The following is a 19,024-nucleotide window of genomic DNA, read 5'->3' as shown; positions in this document are numbered from 1 at the left end:
GCGTGGGAATGACGATTGCATTATAAAAATTGGCTGAGTTTTAATTAGTTCAAAGCCACATTCTTCATTACGAGGCCGGGTAAGCGGGAGGCGAAGCAATCTTCTTAACATTAGTTCATTGGTCATTTGTTTTTTGTTTAAAGCTGTTCATCCACTCCAAACGCCAAACGCTCAACTCTACACTTAAAATGTAACCAGTATCATTTTTTTCTCTAAGCGTTCTCACCTGTTGCCTTACGCTTCCTTCATAGTTTTGTATATATAAACACTGTATATGAAAGCTATAGCTTATAACATTAAGCCCGATGAAAAGGAATGGTTGGTACTGGCCAATTATAAAAAACACGATATCACCATAATTGCCAATAGCTTAACAGCCGATACGCTTTCATTTGCAACCGGCAAAGAGGCCCTTTTGGTTTTTAATAACGATGAGCTGAGTGGTAATATGATATTGGAACTTAGAGCGCTCGGTATCAAATATATTGCAACTTCATCTTCACAAACAGATCATCTCGACCTTCCTGCTGCGGGGCTTGCCGGTATCAAGATTGCCAATGTGCCATTGCTTGCCGATCAGGCTGATACCAAAGCGAGGATGGAGCAGGTTATCAAAAACCTCGATCAGTGGGCCGCTGGTAAATGCGTGGGCAAAGCCTGCTGCTGCCAGAACGAGTGTGCAACCACTAAAAAACTGTAAAGATGGAAAGTGCCGAATTGCTTAAAAAATATAACGTAGCCGCTCCACGTTATACCAGTTATCCAACTGTTCCGTACTGGGATATTGAGAACTTTAATGCAAATAGTTGGCTGGGCAGCGTGGCCAATACTTATGCCGGCTATAAAGAGGAAGGAATCAGTTTGTATATCCACCTTCCGTTTTGCGAAAGTCTGTGTACTTATTGTGGTTGTAATACCCGTATTACCAAAAACCACTCGGTAGAAGTACCATATATCCTGGCTGTACTTGCTGAATGGGATATGTATGTAGGTGCATTGCGTGAGAAACCTAAATTAAGAGAACTTCACCTCGGTGGAGGAACGCCTACTTTTTTTAGTGCAGAAAATCTCGAACTGCTTATTAACGGCATTATGCAAAATGCTACTTTGGTTCCCGATGCCGAACTTTCTTTTGAGGCGCATCCGGCCAATACCACCAAAGCGCATTTAACAGCACTCTACCAGCTTGGTTTTAGAAGATTGAGTTTGGGGATACAGGATTTTGACCCCAAAGTTCAGTTTTTAATCAACCGCTTTCAAACACCTGAGCAGGTAGCTAACGTAACTGGCGAGGCAAGGGAAATGGGTTATACTTCCATCAATTTTGATTTGATTTATGGGCTCCCCGGGCAAAGTATTGATGGATTGGAGCGCACCATAAGCGATGTGATTAGCATGCAGCCAGACCGCATTGCTTTTTACAGTTACGCCCATGTGCCTTGGTTAAAACCCGGACAGAGGCATTACACCGAAAAAGATATTCCCGCCGGAGATGAAAAATTTGCGCTTTACCAGTTTGGCAGAAAGTTGCTGCTTGAGGCTGGTTATGAGGATGTAGGGATGGATCATTTTGCTCTGAAAAGCGATCTTTTGTTTCAATCGATGGCAGCAGATAAACTCCACCGGAATTTTATGGGTTACACCAGTCAGCATACCCATTTACTTATCGGTCTCGGTGTTTCGTCGATCAGCGATAGCTGGACAGCCTTTGCGCAGAACCCTAAAACGGTAGAAGCTTATTTAGATAAAATAGCACAGAAATTATTACCTGTAGAAAAAGGACATTTTTTAACAGATGAAGATCTCGCTGTAAGAAAACACATTCTCAATATCATGTGCAGGGCAAAAACTGCTTACAGCGAGGGTATTCCAAAAAAGGTATCTGAGCGGCTTTTGCCTTTGTTGCACGATAAACTGGTATGGGTAACTGAAAAAGAAATCAGGATTACTACCAAAGGAAAATCCTTCCTGAGAAATGTCTGTATGGCATTCGACGAGAAATTATGGCTTAAGCAACCTAAAACACAACTATTCAGTTCATCAATATAAGAAAAGATTACAATGGAAGATCAAAGTAAAACCACAACCAAAGCCATTTGCTACCACTGTGGGGAAGATCTGCCCAAGGTAAAATATCAAACAGATGATAAAGATTTTTGCTGTGCGGGCTGTATGGCTGTTTTCAAAATCCTTTCAGAAAACAACCTATGCAATTATTATGTGTACAACAATAACCCCGGCAGGCAATTAAAAAATGAAAGCCATTTAGAATACCTCGACGACCCTAAAATTATCGATCAATTGCTCGATTACAAACATGAAAGTTCGTGCATCATTACCTTTTATATTCCCGCCATCCATTGCAGCTCCTGCATCTGGTTATTAGAACACCTGTATAAAATCAATCCCGCTATTTTCAGCTCACGAATCGATTTTCTCAAAAAGCAGGTAACCATCAACTTCAACCATGAAGAAATTTCGCTAAAACATTTGGTAGAAACCTTAAATCAGATCGGTTACGAACCCTTAATAAGTCTGCAGGATGTAGTAAAGGCCCACAGTAGTTCGGTTGATAAAAGCCTGATATTAAAAATTGCTGTCGCAGGATTTTTAATGGGCAATGTGATGCTTTTTAGCTTCCCCGAATATTTTGGTTTATCAGGTTTTGAAAAACAGTTCCAGTCCTTATTCGGTTGGTTAAACCTGGCATTCTCCATTCCAGCGGCTTTTTATTGCGGGCAGGATTATTTTACCTCGGCCATTACCAGTATTAAACACAAACACATCAATTTAGATACGCCTTTAGCACTGATTATTGCGGTATTGTTTTTACGCACCGCATTTGAAGTCATCTTTGCCACCGGACCAGGTTTTGCCGATACGTTAACAGGTCTGGTGTTTTTGCTTTTAATGGGGAAATGGCTTAAACAGCGTACCTACCATCACATTTCTTTCGACCGCGATTACCGTTCTTATTTCCCTATTGCGGTTACTACCTTACAGCAGGGTAAAGAAAAACCCGTATCCATCAACGATATTAAAATCGGTGATAGGTTGTGGATTAGAAATGGAGAACTGGTGCCTGCAGATGCCATTTTAATGAAGGGTGATGCCTGGGTGGATATGAGTTTTGTTACCGGCGAATCGGAGCCGATACATAAAGTACTGGGCGAAATTATTTATGCAGGTGGGAGGCAAACCACCGAAGCCATAGAACTCGAAGTGATCAAACCGGTTTCACAGAGCTACCTTACCGGACTCTGGAATAACGACAACTACAAAAACAACATCGAAAAGCAGAATTTTAACGATTCTGTCGCAAAATATTTCAGCCTCGGGGTTTTTCTGATTGCATTTTCGGCTACAGCTTACTGGTTGTTTCAGCACGATAGCCACAAGGCCTGGTCGGCATTTACCGCAGTTATTATTGTGGCCTGTCCCTGTGTACTCGCTTTAAGTACGCCTTTCACTTTATCTGCTATCTTATCTGTTTTTGATAAAAAAGGATTTTATGTAAAAAATACAGATGCGGTTGAAGAACTTGCCAAATGTGATACCTTGATTTTCGATAAAACGGGTACCTTAACCAGTAATGAAAATGCCGAAATCTCCTTTAGTGGGGCCTTAACAAACGAAGAAAAACTGATTGTGGCTTCGCTGTTGCGCAACTCGACCCATCCCTTAAGCAGGCATATTTTAAAGGCTTTAAACGTTGAAAGATTTTATTCACTTAACGATTATAAAGAAGTGGTGGGTAAAGGTTTATCTGCCCGGATCAATAATCATACTATTTATGCCGGACATTTGTCCATGTTGCCTGTAACCATAAAATCGGTTGGGGAAACCGGTGTGCATATTGTGATCGACCGGGCTTATAAAGGTTGTTTTGATATCAAACAGCAATGGCGGCCCGGATTGGCTCAGCTGGTTTCAAAACTCTCTAAATTTAACCTGCAGGTGTTATCGGGTGATACAGATAAGGACCATTCCATGCTGAGGACTATTTTTCCGGAACGCAGCACCATCAGGTTCCGGCAGCGTCCGCACCAAAAACTGGACGCCGTTTTAAGCCTCCAGGAAAGCGGGAATACCGTAATGATGCTTGGTGATGGCTTAAATGATGCCGGAGCTTTAAAGCAGAGCAATTTTGGGATCGCCTTAACCGATAACATCAATAATTTTACCCCAGGCTGCGATGCCATTCTGCAGGGTGGCGGATTGAACCTCCTACCTCATTTCATCCAGCTCAGCAAAGATGGACTTAAAGTGATTAAAATAAGTTTTGCCATCGCTATTGCTTACAACTGTATTGGTATTTATTATGCCGTACAGGGAACACTTTATCCATTGGTTGCTGCGGTGCTGATGCCCGTTAGTACTGTTACCATCATATTATTCACCACCCTGGCTACCCGCTGGTTTGCCCGTAAAAATAAACTGATATGAATATCCTCTACTTTTTAGTTGGCTGCAGCATTTTAATGGCACTCATTTTTCTGGGTGCCTTCTTTTGGGCTTATAAAACCGGTCAGAACGATGATGTACATACCCCTGGCATCCGCGTATTGTTCGACGATGAAGTGATTGCCGAAAAAAGTGAAGAAGATCACTTTTCCAGCTAACCGCCATCATCCTTTATCTCTTGGTTGCAGGATACCTTTGGTGTACAAAACATACAAAATTCCGCTTCGATTATGCAGCTAGAAAAATTTACTTACGATAACAGGATTGTCAGAAACTTTGGCATTGCCACCCTGGTTTGGGGAATTATAGGGATGACTGTTGGACTGCTTGTTGCCATGCAGCTTTTTAAGCCGGCAATGAACATGGGTAACCAGTACACCACTTTTGGCAGGATCAGGCCTTTGCATACCAATGCCGTGATTTTCGCCTTTGTAGGGAACGCCATTTTTATGGGCGTTTATTATTCGCTTCAGCGTTTACTCAAGGCCAGGATGTTCAGCGATGTGCTCAGCAAGATTCATTTTTGGGGCTGGCAGCTTATCATCTTATCGGCCGTAATTACCCTTCCACTGGGTTTTACCACCTCACACGAATATGCTGAACTCGAATGGCCCATCGATATTGCCATTACCCTCATCTGGGTGGTTTTTGGTATAAACATGTTTGGTACCATTATTAAAAGGAGAGAGCGCCATCTTTATGTGGCGATATGGTTTTACATTGCCACTTTTGTTACCATCGCAGTATTGCACATTGTAAACTCTTTTGAGCTGCCCATTTCTTTTATGAAAAGTTACTATGTGTATGCGGGCGTTCAGGATGCGTTGGTGCAGTGGTGGTATGGGCATAATGCCGTAGCATTTTTCCTCACTACGCCTTATCTGGGCATGATGTATTATTTCTTACCTAAAATGGCGGGTCGACCTGTTTACTCCTATAAACTGAGTATCCTGCACTTTTGGTCGCTCATTTTTATCTATATCTGGGCTGGTCCCCATCACTTATTATACACCTCATTACCGGGTTGGGCACAATCATTAGGCGTTGCTTTTTCCATCATGTTAATTGCACCAAGCTGGGGCGGTATGATCAACGGTCTATTAACCCTTCGCGGCGCCTGGGATAAAGTAAGAGAAGATGTGACCCTTAAATTTATGGTGGTTGCCCTTACCGCTTATGGTATGGCTACTTTCGAAGGCCCATTATTATCGTTAAAACAGATTAACGGGGTAGCGCATTTTACCGATTGGATTGTAGCCCACGTACATGTTGGCGCTTTGGGCTGGAATGGTTTTTTAACTTTCGGTGTATTGTACTGGTTAATCCCTCGTATTTATAAAACTGAACTCTACTCTAAAAAGCTGGCAGGTTTCCACTTTTGGATCGGTACTTTGGGTATCCTTTTTTATGCCATTCCGATGTATTGGGCAGGTTTTACACAAGGGTTGATGTGGAAAGAATTTACACCTGAAGGTTTATTGAAATATCCTAATTTCCTGGCTACAACCTTGCAGATTATCCCGATGCATGTTTTACGCTCAATCGGTGGTGCACTCTATTTAACCGGGGTAATTGCAATGACCTATAACCTGGCCAAAACCATGCTGGGCGCTAAACTTGTAGCCAACGAAGCAGCCGAAGCCATGCCATTATCCAAAATTGTAGTGGATAGTAGTCCTGCCGATAAAGCATGGCACAGGGTACTGGAGCGTAAACCAATGAAATTTATGGTGCTCTCGCTGATCATTATCCTGATTGGGGGGATGGTAGAAATGATGCCGACTTTTACCATCCAATCTAACGTGCCCACTATTGCAAGTGTAAAGCCATATAGCGCGCTCGAGCTGCAGGGCAGGGATCTGTACATCAGGGAAGGTTGTGTAAACTGCCATTCGCAAACCGTTCGACCTTTCCGTTCAGAAACCGAACGTTATGGAGAGTACAGCAAGGCTGGAGAATTTGTTTACGATCACCCGTTTTTATGGGGCAGTAAACGTACCGGACCAGATCTTCACCGCGTAGGAGGAAAGTATTCTGATGCCTGGCATTACAATCACCTGGCCGATCCTACTTCAATGTCACCGGGAAGTATTATGCCGCCATATCCATGGCTTATTGAACAACAACTGGATATCAGCACTACTGCAAGTAAAATCAGGGCTATGCAAACATTAGGCGTTCCATATCCCGAAGGCTATGATAAACACGCCAATGAGGATTTAAAAATTCAGGCTGAAAAAATTGCGTTAGACCTGAAGCAGAACAACATCAAAGTTAAAAGCGATCGTGAAATTGTGGCTATCATCGCTTACCTGCAACGTTTGGGTACCGATATCAAAGCCAATAAAGAAACCATTCCTTCAAATCAATAAAATATGTTCAATCAGATCAAAGATTTAGCCGGTGGCGAAATATACCTCGTTACCTCTCTGCTCATGTTCATGGTGTTTTTTGTAATTGTTGGTGTTTACCTCTTCAAATTAAGCAAGAACCATATCAAAACCATGAGCGAAATTCCTTTTCAAGACCACAAAACCAATCAATATGAAGAAGATTAAACTATTGTTATTTTCACTGTTTTTATCAGCCGCAAGCTACGCTGCTGAACAAAAAACAGCAGAAGCTATAGTACCTTCTCAGCCTGGATTAGGACTTAGCCAAACTGAAATACTCATTATACTGCTTTTGCTTTTTGCATTGGTACTGCTTTTTGTTTCGCTAACCTTGCTCAATGCCTTTAAGGTCATGTATCAGGAACAGTTAAACCCTACTAAATATAGCGGACCTGTAAAGGAGGAGGCACTCGATTACGATAGCTGGTTGAAACAAAAAACGGTAAAACCTTCTTTATGGGCAAAATTATTGAGTTTAAAACCCATTGAAGAAGAAAAGAACCTGGTGATTGATCATGCTTATGATGGCATTAAGGAGCTAAATAACCCGGTACCGGCCTGGTTCAACTTCCTGTTTTTTGGTACGATGATTTTCGCTGCAGGTTATCTCTTTTATTACCACATTGGTGGCTATGGCGATCTGCAGGATAAAGAATACGAAAATGAAATGGCCAAAGCGCAGGTAGAAAAAGCAGCATACCTCGAAAAATCGGCTAATACCATTGATGAAAATTCCGTAAAGTTTGATAACAGCCCAACGGTACTTTCAGATGGAAAAACCATATTTAACACCAACTGTGTGGTTTGCCATGGCGATAAAGGTCAGGGCGTGATTGGCCCTAACTTAACCGACGATTACTGGTTACATGGAGGCGGCATCAACAATGTGTTTAAAACCATTAAATATGGCGTTCCGGAAAAGGGAATGATCAGTTGGGAGAAAAACCTTAATCCTAAACAGATCAGTGCTGTGGCTAATTTTATTTTGTCGTTAAAAGGAAGCAATCCAGCGGGTGCCAAAGCCCCACAGGGCGAAAAATACGAAGCGAAAGGCTTAAAAGACAATGAGATGAAAGCAGCGAAAGATAGTGTAAACCAAGCCGATGTTACCAAAAAATAAACCGGAAAGTAAGGGCAGGAACAGAAATTTCATTTACCCTAAAAAACCGTCAGGTAGATTGTACACCTACCGCAAATGGGTAAGTTATGTACTGCTCTTATTTTTGTTCTCCTGTCCGTTTCTAAAACTTAACGGTGAGCAATTGGTGCTGCTGAATTTCGTCGAAAGGAAATTCGTTTTCTTTGGATTGATTTTTACTCCACAGGATTTTTACCTTTTTGCACTCGCCATGCTCATCTTTATCATCTTCATTGTCTGTTTTACAGTGGTATTGGGCAGGCTGTGGTGCGGATGGGCCTGTCCGCAGACCATTTTTATGGAGATGGTGTTCCGTAGGATAGAATACTGGATTGAGGGCGATGCCAGTAAGCAGAAGAAACTGGATGAAGGACCCTGGAACACCGAAAAGATATGGAAAAAAGGAAGCAAACATTTTATTTTCCAGCTGATCTCTTTTGCCATTGCCAATACTTTTCTGGCTTATATGATCGGCTCTGATGTGTTGTTTAAAATCATCACTGAACCCATTGCGGGCCATGTTTCAGGTTTTATATCCATCTGGCTGTTTACTTTTATATTTTATGGTGTATTCGCTTACGTACGCGAAGTGGTATGTACCGTAATCTGTTCTTATGGCAGGCTTCAGGGGGTACTGCTCGATAACCAGAGCCTTGTAGTAGCCTACGATTTTACCAGGGGCGAACCTCGCGGACGTTTACAGCGAAATACATTGGAACAAAAAACAGGCGATTGTATTGATTGTGGATTGTGTGTACAGGTTTGTCCTACGGGGATCGATATCCGCCAGGGAACACAGCTTGAATGTGTGAATTGTACCGCCTGCATCGATTCGTGCGATGAAGTCATGTTGAAAATAGGCAAACCCAAAAACCTGATCGGTTTCTTTAACCAGGATTTTATTGCAGAGCGGAAACCAAATAAAATTGGATTAAAATCTTATGGTTATGCTGCGGTTTTATTCGTGGTATTAATGGTTTTTTCTTCGCTTATTTATCAGAGAGAAAACATCCAGACCACGGTTTTAAGGGCCAGCGGTACTTTATACCAAAGCAGGGGAACGGATAAAACCAGTAACCTGTACAATGCAGAGTTGGTGAACAAAACCAATAAGGAGGTGAAATTTACTTTCAGGTCGCCGGATAGTAGTGATCAGATTGATTTTATTCAGCAGGCAACTGTTTTACCAAAAGAAGGTACTGTGCACCTTACTTTCTTTTTGATCAGGAAAAATAGTTCGATTAAAAAATACAAAACAGATGCGGTTTTCGAAGTGCTTGCCAATGGCGAGGTTTTGAGTACCGCGACAACTAGTTTTTTCGCACAGCCGGAAGGGAATGATTGAAGGAGAGAATGATAGAGTGAGAGATTGATTGAATTAAAGGATGATTGAATGATAGAGTGATAAAATTAGAGAATGATAGAATTATAAAATGATTGAATATTGAACGATTGATTCTGCGATTGGCCTTTAAACACTCACTCATTCAAAACGCTCTCATTAAATTTAAAAACAAAACGTATGAACTGGGGAACAAAAATAGTAATGGGGATGTTTGCATTTATGATGTTTATCGTGGGGATGGTGATTTACATGTTCCATGTGCACGGTAGGGATGCCCTGATTGAAGAAAATTATTACGAAAAGGGAATCAATTACAACGCCGAATACGATGCCAAACAGAATGTATTAAACGATGATACCAGGCCTAAAATTACCATTACCCATACCCAAATTGTAATACAGTTAAAAGACAGTGCGCAATACGAGCTGGTATTGATGCGACCTGACAACAGCGATGATGATGTTAAACTGAAAGGAAATACCACCGGAATTTCGCATCTTATCCTGGTAGATAAAACAAAAATGGCTAAGGGAATGTGGTTTATCAACCTTTCATGGCATGCTGGGGGCAAAGCATATCTGTTTAAAAACGACATTACCTTATGACAGACTATCTGCCACTGGCATTTTTAATGGGACTGTTTGGAAGCCTCCACTGCGCAGTAATGTGCGGACCCATTATGCTGGGCATGCCCTTCAGAAAAGAAGATTTTTTTCAGAGTGCAGTTCAGCTTTTGTTATATCAGCTGGGTAGAATTACTGTTTACACAATTTTAGGTTTGCTGGTTGGTATATTAGGAAACAGCATACGCCTGTTCAGTGATCAGAAAACGTTGAGTATGCTTATTGGTACTGTATTAATCCTATTCACCGCCTTACAATTTAATAAAAGCTATAGAAACCGGTTTTCGATACTCCAGTTAAAGGCCATGAACCCGCTGAGTAAATTAATGGGGAAGGTGTTCAACTTAAAATTATGGGGATTGTTTGCAGGTATGCTTAACGGCATGATCCCCTGTGGCATGGTTTACCTGGCCCTGGCTACGGCATTAAATACAGGCAATGTTCAAACGGGTGCTACTTTTATGTTTCTTTTCGGTATGGGTACTACACCCTTAATGCTCATGATTTCGCTTGGTGGAATCTTTTTGAAAAAATACATCCGTTTTAACACCAATAAGCTTATTCCCTGGCTAATGCTTTTTATGGGCGCTTTACTCATTATGCGCTCCGCCGATTTGGGCATTCCATTTTTTTCTCCCAAAAATACGCGCAGTTATGGACATTCGATTGAGTGCAGGTAGATAAGTTTGGAGTTGGGCGTTTGGAGGGATTAACCGATTTAATCATGAACCATTTAAAAATTAAGAATTTAAGATTTAGATAAATTTTATAATACGGTCGTCATTTCGAGCGGAGTGTAACGCAGTCGAGAAATCTGTGTATATAGATATTTTTTACTAAAATTCGGAACTGCGCTACATAGATCTCTCCATTTCGCTGCGCTACAGTCGAGATGACGACTATTCTATGGGATTCTGTCTATGGTAGAGTAGTCGAAGGAGTGCTCAGTTGGTCGTTTACAGTTACTAATGACAAATGAACTAATGAACAACTAACCAATCATCAGTTAACCGATTAACCAATTTAAACAATTAACTAATCACTGCGTACGTTTCTTCTCCTCTTCACTTGCCGAAGTTCTTTTCCTCGCTGCTGTAGGATTACCGCCCAATCGGTACGAGAAACTTAAAGTAGCACTGCGTGTATCACTTTTCTCATAAAAACCATTGCGTTGGTTTTCATAGTTTACGTCAATTCGATAGGCATTACTATAGAAGATATCGTTTACCGCCAGCCTTAAAGTTCCTTTACCTTTTAACAGACTTTTGCTCATACCTGCACTCACATCATAAAGCTTTGCAAGTTTATAAATGCCCTGTATGGTAGGAGAAGAGTACCAGGCGCTGATTTCTGCTTTTAAACCCTGAGCTTTATTTAATGTAAAAGCATGGTTAGAACTTAGGTAAATGCCCCAAACATGATAATCGTAGCGGGCCTGTAAATATCCAGACTTTTCCTGGCGGTAGGAGCCCTGTGCATAATTGTTGATTTCCCACCAGGTAGCTGGCTTGATCGGAAAAGATGCTGAAAAACCTATTTCCTGACTCAAATCCAGATTCCGCTGGGTATCATAAAATAGTTTTGAGCTATTATCCTGTACCGTAATATTACTAAAATAATCAACCACCCGCCTTAGGTAAAATGAAATGTTATATTGCTGTTTATAGGTATAACCCAGTTCGCCATTGTAAATAAATGCAGGTTGCAATGCTGGGTTGCCCTCCAAATAGGTGTAGGGGCTGGTGTAAGATTTAAAAGGGTTAAGTCTCCAATATTCGGGGCGGCTGATTCTCGAATTATAGGTAAGGTTGATTTCATTGTCTTTATTTATTTTATATACCACAAAAAGTGTCGGGAAAAGTTTAAAATAGTTATTATGATTGTTGGTGTTTAACACGGTCGATTTCCCATTTGTTCGGGTGTATTCGCTGCGCAAACCGCCCTCAAAGCTCCACTTGCCTACATCTCCTGTAATGCTGGCATAAATGGCTGATATATTTTCGGCATATTCAAAACGGTCGCTGCGGCTGCTTACCAATTCGGGACCGGTAGCTGGATTATTGTAAAAATCAAAACTGTTGCGCGTACGGATACTGCTGTATTTTAGACCCGATTCAAAGGTCCATTTCTTCCAGAACTTATCCGTATAATCTATTTTTCCGGAATAGATATCAATATGTTGATCAGAAGGCGTAAAGATATGGTATTGATCAGGAAGCGGATTGCCGTTACCAGATATACCGTAAGTATCAACCTGCTGGCGGTTTTTGTTCTGGTAAGGTACATAATCCACATCTACGTTAATATTCCGGCCATTGGTATCCAGTTTAATCTTGTAATTAAGGTTAAAGCTATATTGGTAAACATTTCCATTAGAAACGTTTTGCGTATGGAGGATAGAATCAGGTAATGGTTTATGGTTATTTACAATAGTGGTTAATACCTGGTTCGGCCTGTTGTTGTTCCCATTGTAGCCATTTACCAAAATACCGATCACCTGTTTGCTGCTGAGGTTGTAGTCGGCACCGATTTTATAACTATTCGCATTCCCCGAGCGTATTCCCGATTTATCATTCCGCCAGTCCGAGTAGTTTTCAGGGGAGTCGAAAATGACATATTCATTTTCTGTGTGGTCCTTTTTGCGTCTGCTATAACCGTAACTGCCATATACATTCAGCTTGTCTTTTCGATAATTGAATACCATACCTGGGTTATAGCTGCTATAGGTTGATTGGGTATAACCGGCAGAAAGTACCACGTTAAAGCCGTCACCTTTTGGTTTTTTAGAAATAATATTGATTACTGCACCACCCTGGGCATCGTATTTGGCGGTTGGATTAACCATAATTTCTATTTTGGCAATATTGTCCGAAGGCAAACTGCGGAGGTAGGCCGCCAGATCTTCACCCGATAACCTAATGGGTTTATCATCCATATAAATGACCGCGCCTTTATTGTTCGCCGTTACCCCGCCATCAAAACGCGTTTGTACGCCCGGTGCTCTACCCAGTGCATCCCAAACCGTAGCACCACTGGCCACTATACTGTTTTCGACATTGAATATCACCCTGTCGATTTTTCTTACAATAAGCGGTTTTGAAGCGGATACCGTTACCTGATCCAGGGTTTTATCGTCACTAATCATCATTATGGTTACCGAATCCATCGGAAGATTTAGGGCTTTGCTCAGATCCTTATATCCAACGGCCTTCAACATTAATACGTAATTGCCTTTAAACGGCAGCTGGAAACTGAACAGGCCGTTTTTTGAAATCTGAATGGCTACGGTCGAATCTGCATGGCGCAAGGCAATGGTTATCCCATCAATCGGTTCGCCGGTTTTATCGGTTACCAAACCTTTACGCAATTGTGCAAAAGCAATTAAAGGAAAGCAGAAGAATAGGAGTAAGGTTAACTTTTTCATGTTTCAAAACTAATTGTACTGCATGTAAAGCAAGGTTAATCTCGGTTAAATATGGTTAAATCTTCCGCCCACGCTTCCATTGATAAAATGAATTGTTCAATTTAGGGGGATGAAATGGATAACGTCCAGATATGTTTTTCCTTTGGCGGTGATTACACTGATCATTAGTCTATGCCTGCAGTGCGCATGGATAAGACAATTGTACCTGGCACAAAAAAAATCCGTTGGTACAATGCTCGAATCTATCGTTAGTGATGCTTCGCGGCAGATCACCTATAGGAGCATTGCCAAAGGGCACGAGAAAAGTGCCCGTTTTCAGCAATTTTTCCTTTCTCAGGAGTGGTTGGCCCTAAGGCAGGCTTTTGATGAACTAAAGGTCGACAATCTGCGGAGCCGGTTCCATTATGGGATTACTAATGATAGCTCGGTAGTGGAAATGAAAATGTCGTTTCTGAATGATGCTAAATTGAAATTCGATCATAAATCTTCAGCCATTACCGATGGCAAATCGCAACGCGAAGTTTCTTTACAAGATCAGCGCGACCTGAAAGTAATGGATAGTTTGGTGAACCATAAGCTCGATCAATTGGGTACGCCTATCAAAAGAAATTATGCCCTTTACGACTATTCGGATGGGAAACTGGTGAAAGGAAAGCTGATTGCTAATGCCTCCTCTGCTTTCGTAAGCGGGAAATATACTTATAACCTTAAGTTTCAGAATAGGTATCAGCTGGTGGTGCCAATCATTACCTGGCTGATCATTTATCAGATGAAGTATTACCTCATTTCGTCGTTTATGATGTTGGTGCTAACGGCTGCGGCATTTTACCTGCTTATCAGACTGATGAAAAATCAGCAGCTTTATGCACAGGCGAAGATGACTTTTACCAGCAATATAACGCATGAACTCCAGACCCCGATCTCGACAATTGCTGTGGCCCTCGAATCGATCAGCAAGTACCACTTAATTGATGAACCCGAAAAGCTGGAGAATTATATCAATATCAGCCGCCATGAATTGCAGCGTCTACAGTCGATGATTGAAAAGATACTTAAACAGGAGCAAATGGACCTGGGGAAAACGAAACTGCAGTTTAGCCTGTTCGATGTTCAGCCACTATTGCAACAGGTTATTTACGCCATGGATATACAGGTGCAGGAAAAAAATGCGGAACTTATACTTTTGCAATCGGATGAACCTGTTTTTATCAAAGGTGATGCCATGCATATTTCGAATGTATGTTATAACCTGATCGATAACGCATTGAAATATTCTCCTCCTCATGCTAAAATTGAGGTATCCTGTAGCATTGCTGATCATGAATTAACAATCAGTTTTAAAGATAACGGTCCGGGGATAAATGAAATTTATCAGCAGCAGGTATTTGAGCGCTTTTTCAGGATTTTTAACCAGGATAATATACACAATGTGAAAGGCTCGGGACTTGGCCTTCATTATGTAAAACAGGTGGTAGAGCTCCACGGCGGACGTGTTGCGCTGCAGAGCAAAATAGGAAAGGGAAGTAATTTTATGATCATTTTACCATTGTATGAAGAAAATTAAGGTTTTGTATGCAGAAGATGAGCCTTTTTTGGCGCGCATTGTCCTCGATGGTTTAACCAGCAGTAGTTATGAGGTCAATCTTGCTGCTGATGGAGCGCTTGCCTGGAAACAATTTATAGCAGAAAAGCCCGATATCTGTGTTCTCGACATCATGATGCCGCAAAAAGATGGTTATACATTAGCGGCCGAAATCAGAAAATCTGATCCCAATATCCCCATTATCTTTTTGAGTGCCAAAGCCCTTACCGAAGATGTGGTGATGGGATTTAAAAACGGAGGTAACGACTACCTTAAAAAACCATTTAGTATTGATGAACTGCTGGTACGCATGGAATCTCTTTTAAAAAGATTTGGACATACGCAAAAGGAAGAAAGTGAACTCGCTATAAAATACCAGTTCATGAACTGTGAACTCGATCCGGTTGCCCAAAGATTAAAAACCTCTGTAGGTGAATATTCACTTTCTTATAAAGAAACCGTTCTGCTCGAATTACTGTTGAAAAATCGCAATAGCATTTTGGAAAGGGAGGATGCTTTGATCAAAATATGGGGAGAAGACAGTTTTTACAATGGTCGCAGCATGGATGTTTTTATGGCACACCTGCGCAAGCTGTTAAAAACTGAACCTGAAATACAAATCATCAGTTTAAGGGGAGTGGGGTATAAGCTTATTTGTTAATTGTATTCCGGATTGGGCTTGTAGCGTTTGGAGTTGGGCGATTGGCGTGATTAACCGATTTAATCATAAGCCATTTAAATAATTAAGAGCCTGTTTAAAATTAAATAAAATTTATTTCGTATGTCAGTTTGAGCGTAGTCGAAGACCATTTCGACGCGTTAATAAAGCAATCGACTACGCTCTTGTGACAGCAAAAGGCTATTTATATTTGTTATAAAAATTTAAACAGGCTCTAAGAAGTTAAGATTTAGATAAATTTTATAAAACTTTCGTCCTTTTCGACTGAAGCGCATCGCAATGGAGAAATCTTTGAGCTGAGTTATGCTCTTCATCAAATTCACCGAAAAAAAAGTGAAGCGCTGCATTTTTACCCTCACGCTGAAACCAATTGCCATTAGTAGGAAAAGACTGCCGAGGGTTATGAAAAGTCCGTGCTTCCAGAAAAACTAACCAGCAGGCCTACCCCCAATAAGCTGTAAACAGCCAATTAATTTTCGGACCTTGTCAAGGTCGTAGCGACGAAACTCTTCTGCTATCCCTAAACTTGTGAAAAAAACGTGTTCCCATAATAAAGGAAAGAAAATTCAGAAACGAGCCTTGGGAAATGCCTCAATAGTGGCTGCGTGTATGTCATTCCACATCTTAAAAGCGACTTACTGACACGCTGTCTAAGATTATTGCTGTAGAAGATAATTTTGCTAAATTTAAGGTGTCATCTCCACGACAATTACCTACACCTGATAATCATGAAAAAAAAAATCCTTTACGTTGTTACGTCCAAAACCAACATGGGCGATCTTGCTTTGTGCCTTAGCTGGATAAGAGATTTGGGCCGGCAAAATTATAGTTACAGTTTTGTTCTTGATCCGGACCTGGTGCCGTACATAAGCAGTCTGGATAGTTACTTGGTTTTTAACAAAGACCGCGACATCAGGAAAACTATCCTGGAAGCTGTTGACCAATTCGCTGCCGAGGCGATAATTTTTGCAACTAATTCCTTTTGGAACCTGCCAGGGCATAACAGCTGTAAATTCGGAAAATTTGTTTTAAACAAGGAGGATGTAAACATACCGGTTTTTTCTTTTGATCCGTTTGAATCGGGGTTTAATCATATCATGCCGCAATCGGGCCACATTATACCATTTTCTTCCGTACCGGATTGGGTATATGCTTTGCGGTACATGTCTATCCCACCGTTAACCCCAAATGCACGACATTTTTTTGCCGAATCTGTCTATAATAAATCAACGTTGATAGACCCTATTGAGGTTATTTCTAAATGGAACGGCAAAACCGGTATGAAGACGATTTTTTACCCGCTTTCTAAGGATCGTTTTTACTTCATACAACAACATTACCCCAATTACTTCGGTTACCTGGGCGCAATATTTAGTGAACTGGCAGCCGACAGTATACAGGTGCTCACCATTTTACCTGAAAAAATCCCTGAATTTGAATCCTTGGAAAATGTAGTTATCCTGCCACCAATACCTTACGAAGATTTTCTAAGCCTGATTAATGCATCAGACCTTTACCTTACGGATTCTTTTATATCATGCATTGTAGAATCTATACAATTAGAAACGCCCGCAATGTTGCTCATGAATTCGGGAAAAAACAATGCATTACTTTCGGGATCGTTTTTTAAAGGGGGAGCGTTTCCGTTTTGGGTATGGCCATACGGTATGTATCACGTATGTATAGAGTTTGAACAGCTTTTCGAACTGGGGCATTGCTATGGTAAAGCAGAGATTCTGGACAAAGCAGAAGTTCTTTCGTCAATACGCAATATGCTGTTCTCTGAGCAGAAAAGAACTGAAGTGATTGATAATTGCCGCCAATGGAAAAGCGAAAGAAAGAAGAACCTGCCAACGCCGGCAATGGTGCTTGATGATGTTTTCAACCACCATGTTCCTGCTAAATAAAAATCAAGTGATCAAGTAAAAAAAAATAGTATTTACTTGTATTTAAATAAATTATTCGTATCTTCAACTTGTTGTTCGACAATTATTTAACTGATTGTTTAATAGCAAAACCATCTAAACTTCTCAAATCATGCAAAACCACTCTTATCTTAACGACCTTGACATTGTTCATCTAACACATGCTCAGGCAGAAGCAGCAAACCTTTCTTTACATTACGGACACATGAAAATGGGGTTGATACAAACCGCATTACATAGCCATCACGCTGCCATGGCAAAACTTTCTACAGCTGTTCAGTTGGAGCACCACGAAGCCAAAACTATGGTTGAAAAAGTAAAATTGCTTGTTTCAGCCAAGTCAAAAAATGCTAACCTTTCTCTGGAAGAACAAAAAGCAGCGAAATATGCAGAATGCGCTGAAGCTGCACGTTCAGTGATCCGTCAGCACGTGAAAATGAAGACTTTAGCCGAAGCGATTATTTTGAAGCATGCTCAAATGGCGCAACTTCAAAAGGCAATTCACGCTCATCATGCGCAGGTTGCAAGTGCTATTAAAGCAGCTATTTGCAGACGTGCAATTCTTGCTGCTCAACAACGCTAAGCTTTTTGCTGCCCATTTTTTTCTTATTATAGTTTTCGGACGCATCATCCATGGTAGATGTCTTAATTCCTTTTTTTAATAAAAGTGAGTTAACTATACAGTGTTTAGATTCTATTATCCACGCTATGACGCTTGATTGCGTCCTGGTTGTTGTGGACGATGGCTCAGACGCGCATGAATGTGAAAAAGTACTTTCCTACCTGAATCGCTGCGAGGCTGCTTTTAAATTTATAAAGAAGGAGTTCAATGAAGGATTCAAGAAAACCGTAAGGGAAGGAATGCGCCATTGTGAAAGCAAGTATGTGATATTGTTGAACAATGATACTATACCTACTATTGCATTTGACAGTAAGCTAATAGAAGTGTTAGAGCGTTTTACTGATGTTAAGGCTGCAGGGCCGGTATCTAACCATCCTACAGATCTTTTTCAATTCAGAGAATCGTTACAGCATTTGAGATTTGAATTTCCATTGCCAACTGACGATCAAAAGCAGCTATTAAATAGCGCTGCTGCCGGCCTGAAAAAAGGATTTACTTACACTTCTTATTTAACAGGAATGTGTTTTGCCATTAACAGGCAATTTTTTGAGGACCTTGGCATTTTTGATGACGTTTATGAGCATGGTTACTTTGAAGATTTGGATCTGTGCTGCCAAATAAGAAAAATAGAGTATAAACTGGCAATTATTGAAGATTGCTTTGTGTTTCACTACGGACATTCTACCTACAGGCAGAAAGCAACGGAGGAAAAGCATCGCATTATATGGCGCAACTTCGACAAGTTCACTGAACGATGGAGCCATATGGCTGGGCATCAAGAACTATTATTAAAAATGGAATTCGCAGGTAAACATGACCCCATTTGAC

16 protein-coding genes are annotated in these 19,024 nt (G+C 41.0%); 15 read left to right on the top strand and 1 reads right to left on the bottom strand.

Going from position 1 to position 19,024, the window contains the following annotated elements; all coding sequences use genetic code 11:
* Positions 1-274: 274 nt before the first annotated feature.
* From IM793_RS19680 to IM793_RS19635, 10 genes are all read left to right on the top strand, one after another.
* On the top strand, positions 275-700 hold the full coding sequence (locus IM793_RS19680; RefSeq protein WP_193424308.1) for a lactate dehydrogenase: 426 nt from the start codon (positions 275-277) through the stop codon (positions 698-700).
* A gap of 2 nt (positions 701-702) precedes the next feature.
* Positions 703-2,049, top strand: coding sequence for an oxygen-independent coproporphyrinogen III oxidase (gene hemN / locus IM793_RS19675; RefSeq protein ID WP_193424306.1), 1,347 nt, complete (start codon positions 703-705; stop codon positions 2,047-2,049).
* A 12-nt stretch (positions 2,050-2,061) separates the two neighbouring features.
* Positions 2,062-4,446 carry a heavy metal translocating P-type ATPase metal-binding domain-containing protein gene (locus tag IM793_RS19670; protein ID WP_193424304.1) on the top strand — a complete coding sequence of 795 codons (2,385 nt, stop codon included), beginning with the start codon at positions 2,062-2,064 and terminating at the stop codon, positions 4,444-4,446.
* On the top strand, positions 4,443-4,622 hold the full coding sequence (gene ccoS, locus IM793_RS19665) for a cbb3-type cytochrome oxidase assembly protein CcoS (RefSeq protein ID WP_193424302.1): 180 nt from the start codon (positions 4,443-4,445) through the stop codon (positions 4,620-4,622). The genes IM793_RS19670 and ccoS overlap by 4 nt, the downstream gene beginning before the upstream one ends.
* A 72-nt stretch (positions 4,623-4,694) precedes the next feature.
* Positions 4,695-6,836: a cytochrome-c oxidase, cbb3-type subunit I gene (gene ccoN, locus IM793_RS19660; protein WP_193424300.1), complete on the top strand. Its 2,142-nt coding sequence runs from the start codon at positions 4,695-4,697 to the stop codon at positions 6,834-6,836.
* 3 nt (positions 6,837-6,839) lie between these two features.
* A complete protein-coding gene (locus tag IM793_RS19655) occupies positions 6,840-7,022 on the top strand; it encodes a hypothetical protein (protein WP_132397247.1) in 183 nt (60 codons plus the stop codon).
* Positions 7,009-7,977 (top strand): cbb3-type cytochrome c oxidase N-terminal domain-containing protein, encoded by a 969-nt coding sequence (locus tag IM793_RS19650; protein ID WP_227256325.1) that lies wholly within the window; start codon positions 7,009-7,011, stop codon positions 7,975-7,977. Before IM793_RS19655 ends, IM793_RS19650 begins: the two co-directional genes overlap by 14 nt.
* Positions 7,961-9,340, top strand: a complete 1,380-nt coding sequence (ccoG, locus tag IM793_RS19645) for a cytochrome c oxidase accessory protein CcoG (RefSeq protein ID WP_193424298.1) — start codon at positions 7,961-7,963, stop codon at positions 9,338-9,340. Before IM793_RS19650 ends, ccoG begins: the two co-directional genes overlap by 17 nt.
* Before the next feature lie 177 nt (positions 9,341-9,517).
* Positions 9,518-9,946, top strand: a complete 429-nt coding sequence (locus IM793_RS19640) for a FixH family protein (protein WP_193424296.1) — start codon at positions 9,518-9,520, stop codon at positions 9,944-9,946.
* Entirely contained in the window at positions 9,943-10,644 is a 702-nt protein-coding gene (locus IM793_RS19635; protein ID WP_193424294.1) for a sulfite exporter TauE/SafE family protein, read from the top strand. The genes IM793_RS19640 and IM793_RS19635 overlap by 4 nt, the downstream gene beginning before the upstream one ends.
* A gap of 359 nt (positions 10,645-11,003) precedes the next feature.
* Here IM793_RS19635 and IM793_RS19630 read toward each other — a convergent pair whose 3' ends face one another.
* Complete coding sequence (locus tag IM793_RS19630) at positions 11,004-13,388, bottom strand: outer membrane beta-barrel family protein (protein ID WP_193424292.1); 2,385 nt, start codon at positions 13,386-13,388, stop codon at positions 11,004-11,006.
* Positions 13,389-13,497: 109 nt separating this feature from the next.
* On the opposite strand from IM793_RS19630, the gene IM793_RS19625 reads away from it, so the two are divergent.
* The 5 genes from IM793_RS19625 to IM793_RS19605 all read left to right on the top strand — a co-directional run bounded on the left by IM793_RS19625 (position 13,498) and on the right by IM793_RS19605 (position 19,023).
* Complete coding sequence (locus IM793_RS19625) at positions 13,498-14,952, top strand: sensor histidine kinase KdpD (RefSeq protein ID WP_193424290.1); 1,455 nt, start codon at positions 13,498-13,500, stop codon at positions 14,950-14,952.
* Positions 14,939-15,631 (top strand): response regulator transcription factor, encoded by a 693-nt coding sequence (locus IM793_RS19620; RefSeq protein WP_193424288.1) that lies wholly within the window; start codon positions 14,939-14,941, stop codon positions 15,629-15,631. Before IM793_RS19625 ends, IM793_RS19620 begins: the two co-directional genes overlap by 14 nt.
* 746 nt (positions 15,632-16,377) lie before the next feature.
* On the top strand, positions 16,378-17,556 hold the full coding sequence (locus IM793_RS19615; protein ID WP_193424286.1) for a DUF6365 family protein: 1,179 nt from the start codon (positions 16,378-16,380) through the stop codon (positions 17,554-17,556).
* Between the two features lie 130 nt (positions 17,557-17,686).
* Positions 17,687-18,157: a hypothetical protein gene (locus IM793_RS19610; RefSeq protein WP_193424284.1), complete on the top strand. Its 471-nt coding sequence runs from the start codon at positions 17,687-17,689 to the stop codon at positions 18,155-18,157.
* A gap of 50 nt (positions 18,158-18,207) precedes the next feature.
* Positions 18,208-19,023 (top strand): glycosyltransferase family 2 protein, encoded by an 816-nt coding sequence (locus tag IM793_RS19605; RefSeq protein WP_193424282.1) that lies wholly within the window; start codon positions 18,208-18,210, stop codon positions 19,021-19,023.
* Position 19,024 lies beyond the last annotated feature (1 nt).

This window comes from Pedobacter sp. MR2016-19 (assembly GCF_014947265.1).
Classification (GTDB): domain Bacteria; phylum Bacteroidota; class Bacteroidia; order Sphingobacteriales; family Sphingobacteriaceae; genus Pedobacter.
The sequence above is the reverse complement of the archived record's forward strand: the minus strand, read 5'-3'. Positions and strand labels throughout refer to the sequence as shown.

What these genes read in the sequence shown, in the direction of transcription:
- IM793_RS19680 (WP_193424308.1), top strand. Translation starts at nt 275, where the DNA reads ATGAAAGCTATAGCTTATAACATTAAGCCCGATGAAAAGGAATGGTTG.
- hemN (WP_193424306.1), top strand. Translation starts at nt 703, where the DNA reads ATGGAAAGTGCCGAATTGCTTAAAAAATATAACGTAGCCGCTCCACGT.
- IM793_RS19670 (WP_193424304.1), top strand. Translation starts at nt 2,062, where the DNA reads ATGGAAGATCAAAGTAAAACCACAACCAAAGCCATTTGCTACCACTGT.
- ccoS (WP_193424302.1), top strand. Translation starts at nt 4,443, where the DNA reads ATGAATATCCTCTACTTTTTAGTTGGCTGCAGCATTTTAATGGCACTC.
- ccoN (WP_193424300.1), top strand. Translation starts at nt 4,695, where the DNA reads ATGCAGCTAGAAAAATTTACTTACGATAACAGGATTGTCAGAAACTTT.
- IM793_RS19655 (WP_132397247.1), top strand. Translation starts at nt 6,840, where the DNA reads ATGTTCAATCAGATCAAAGATTTAGCCGGTGGCGAAATATACCTCGTT.
- IM793_RS19650 (WP_227256325.1), top strand. Translation starts at nt 7,009, where the DNA reads ATGAAGAAGATTAAACTATTGTTATTTTCACTGTTTTTATCAGCCGCA.
- ccoG (WP_193424298.1), top strand. Translation starts at nt 7,961, where the DNA reads ATGTTACCAAAAAATAAACCGGAAAGTAAGGGCAGGAACAGAAATTTC.
- IM793_RS19640 (WP_193424296.1), top strand. Translation starts at nt 9,518, where the DNA reads ATGAACTGGGGAACAAAAATAGTAATGGGGATGTTTGCATTTATGATG.
- IM793_RS19635 (WP_193424294.1), top strand. Translation starts at nt 9,943, where the DNA reads ATGACAGACTATCTGCCACTGGCATTTTTAATGGGACTGTTTGGAAGC.
- IM793_RS19630 (WP_193424292.1), bottom strand. Translation starts at nt 13,388, where the DNA reads ATGAAAAAGTTAACCTTACTCCTATTCTTCTGCTTTCCTTTAATTGCT.
- IM793_RS19625 (WP_193424290.1), top strand. Translation starts at nt 13,498, where the DNA reads ATGAAATGGATAACGTCCAGATATGTTTTTCCTTTGGCGGTGATTACA.
- IM793_RS19620 (WP_193424288.1), top strand. Translation starts at nt 14,939, where the DNA reads ATGAAGAAAATTAAGGTTTTGTATGCAGAAGATGAGCCTTTTTTGGCG.
- IM793_RS19615 (WP_193424286.1), top strand. Translation starts at nt 16,378, where the DNA reads ATGAAAAAAAAAATCCTTTACGTTGTTACGTCCAAAACCAACATGGGC.
- IM793_RS19610 (WP_193424284.1), top strand. Translation starts at nt 17,687, where the DNA reads ATGCAAAACCACTCTTATCTTAACGACCTTGACATTGTTCATCTAACA.
- IM793_RS19605 (WP_193424282.1), top strand. Translation starts at nt 18,208, where the DNA reads ATGGTAGATGTCTTAATTCCTTTTTTTAATAAAAGTGAGTTAACTATA.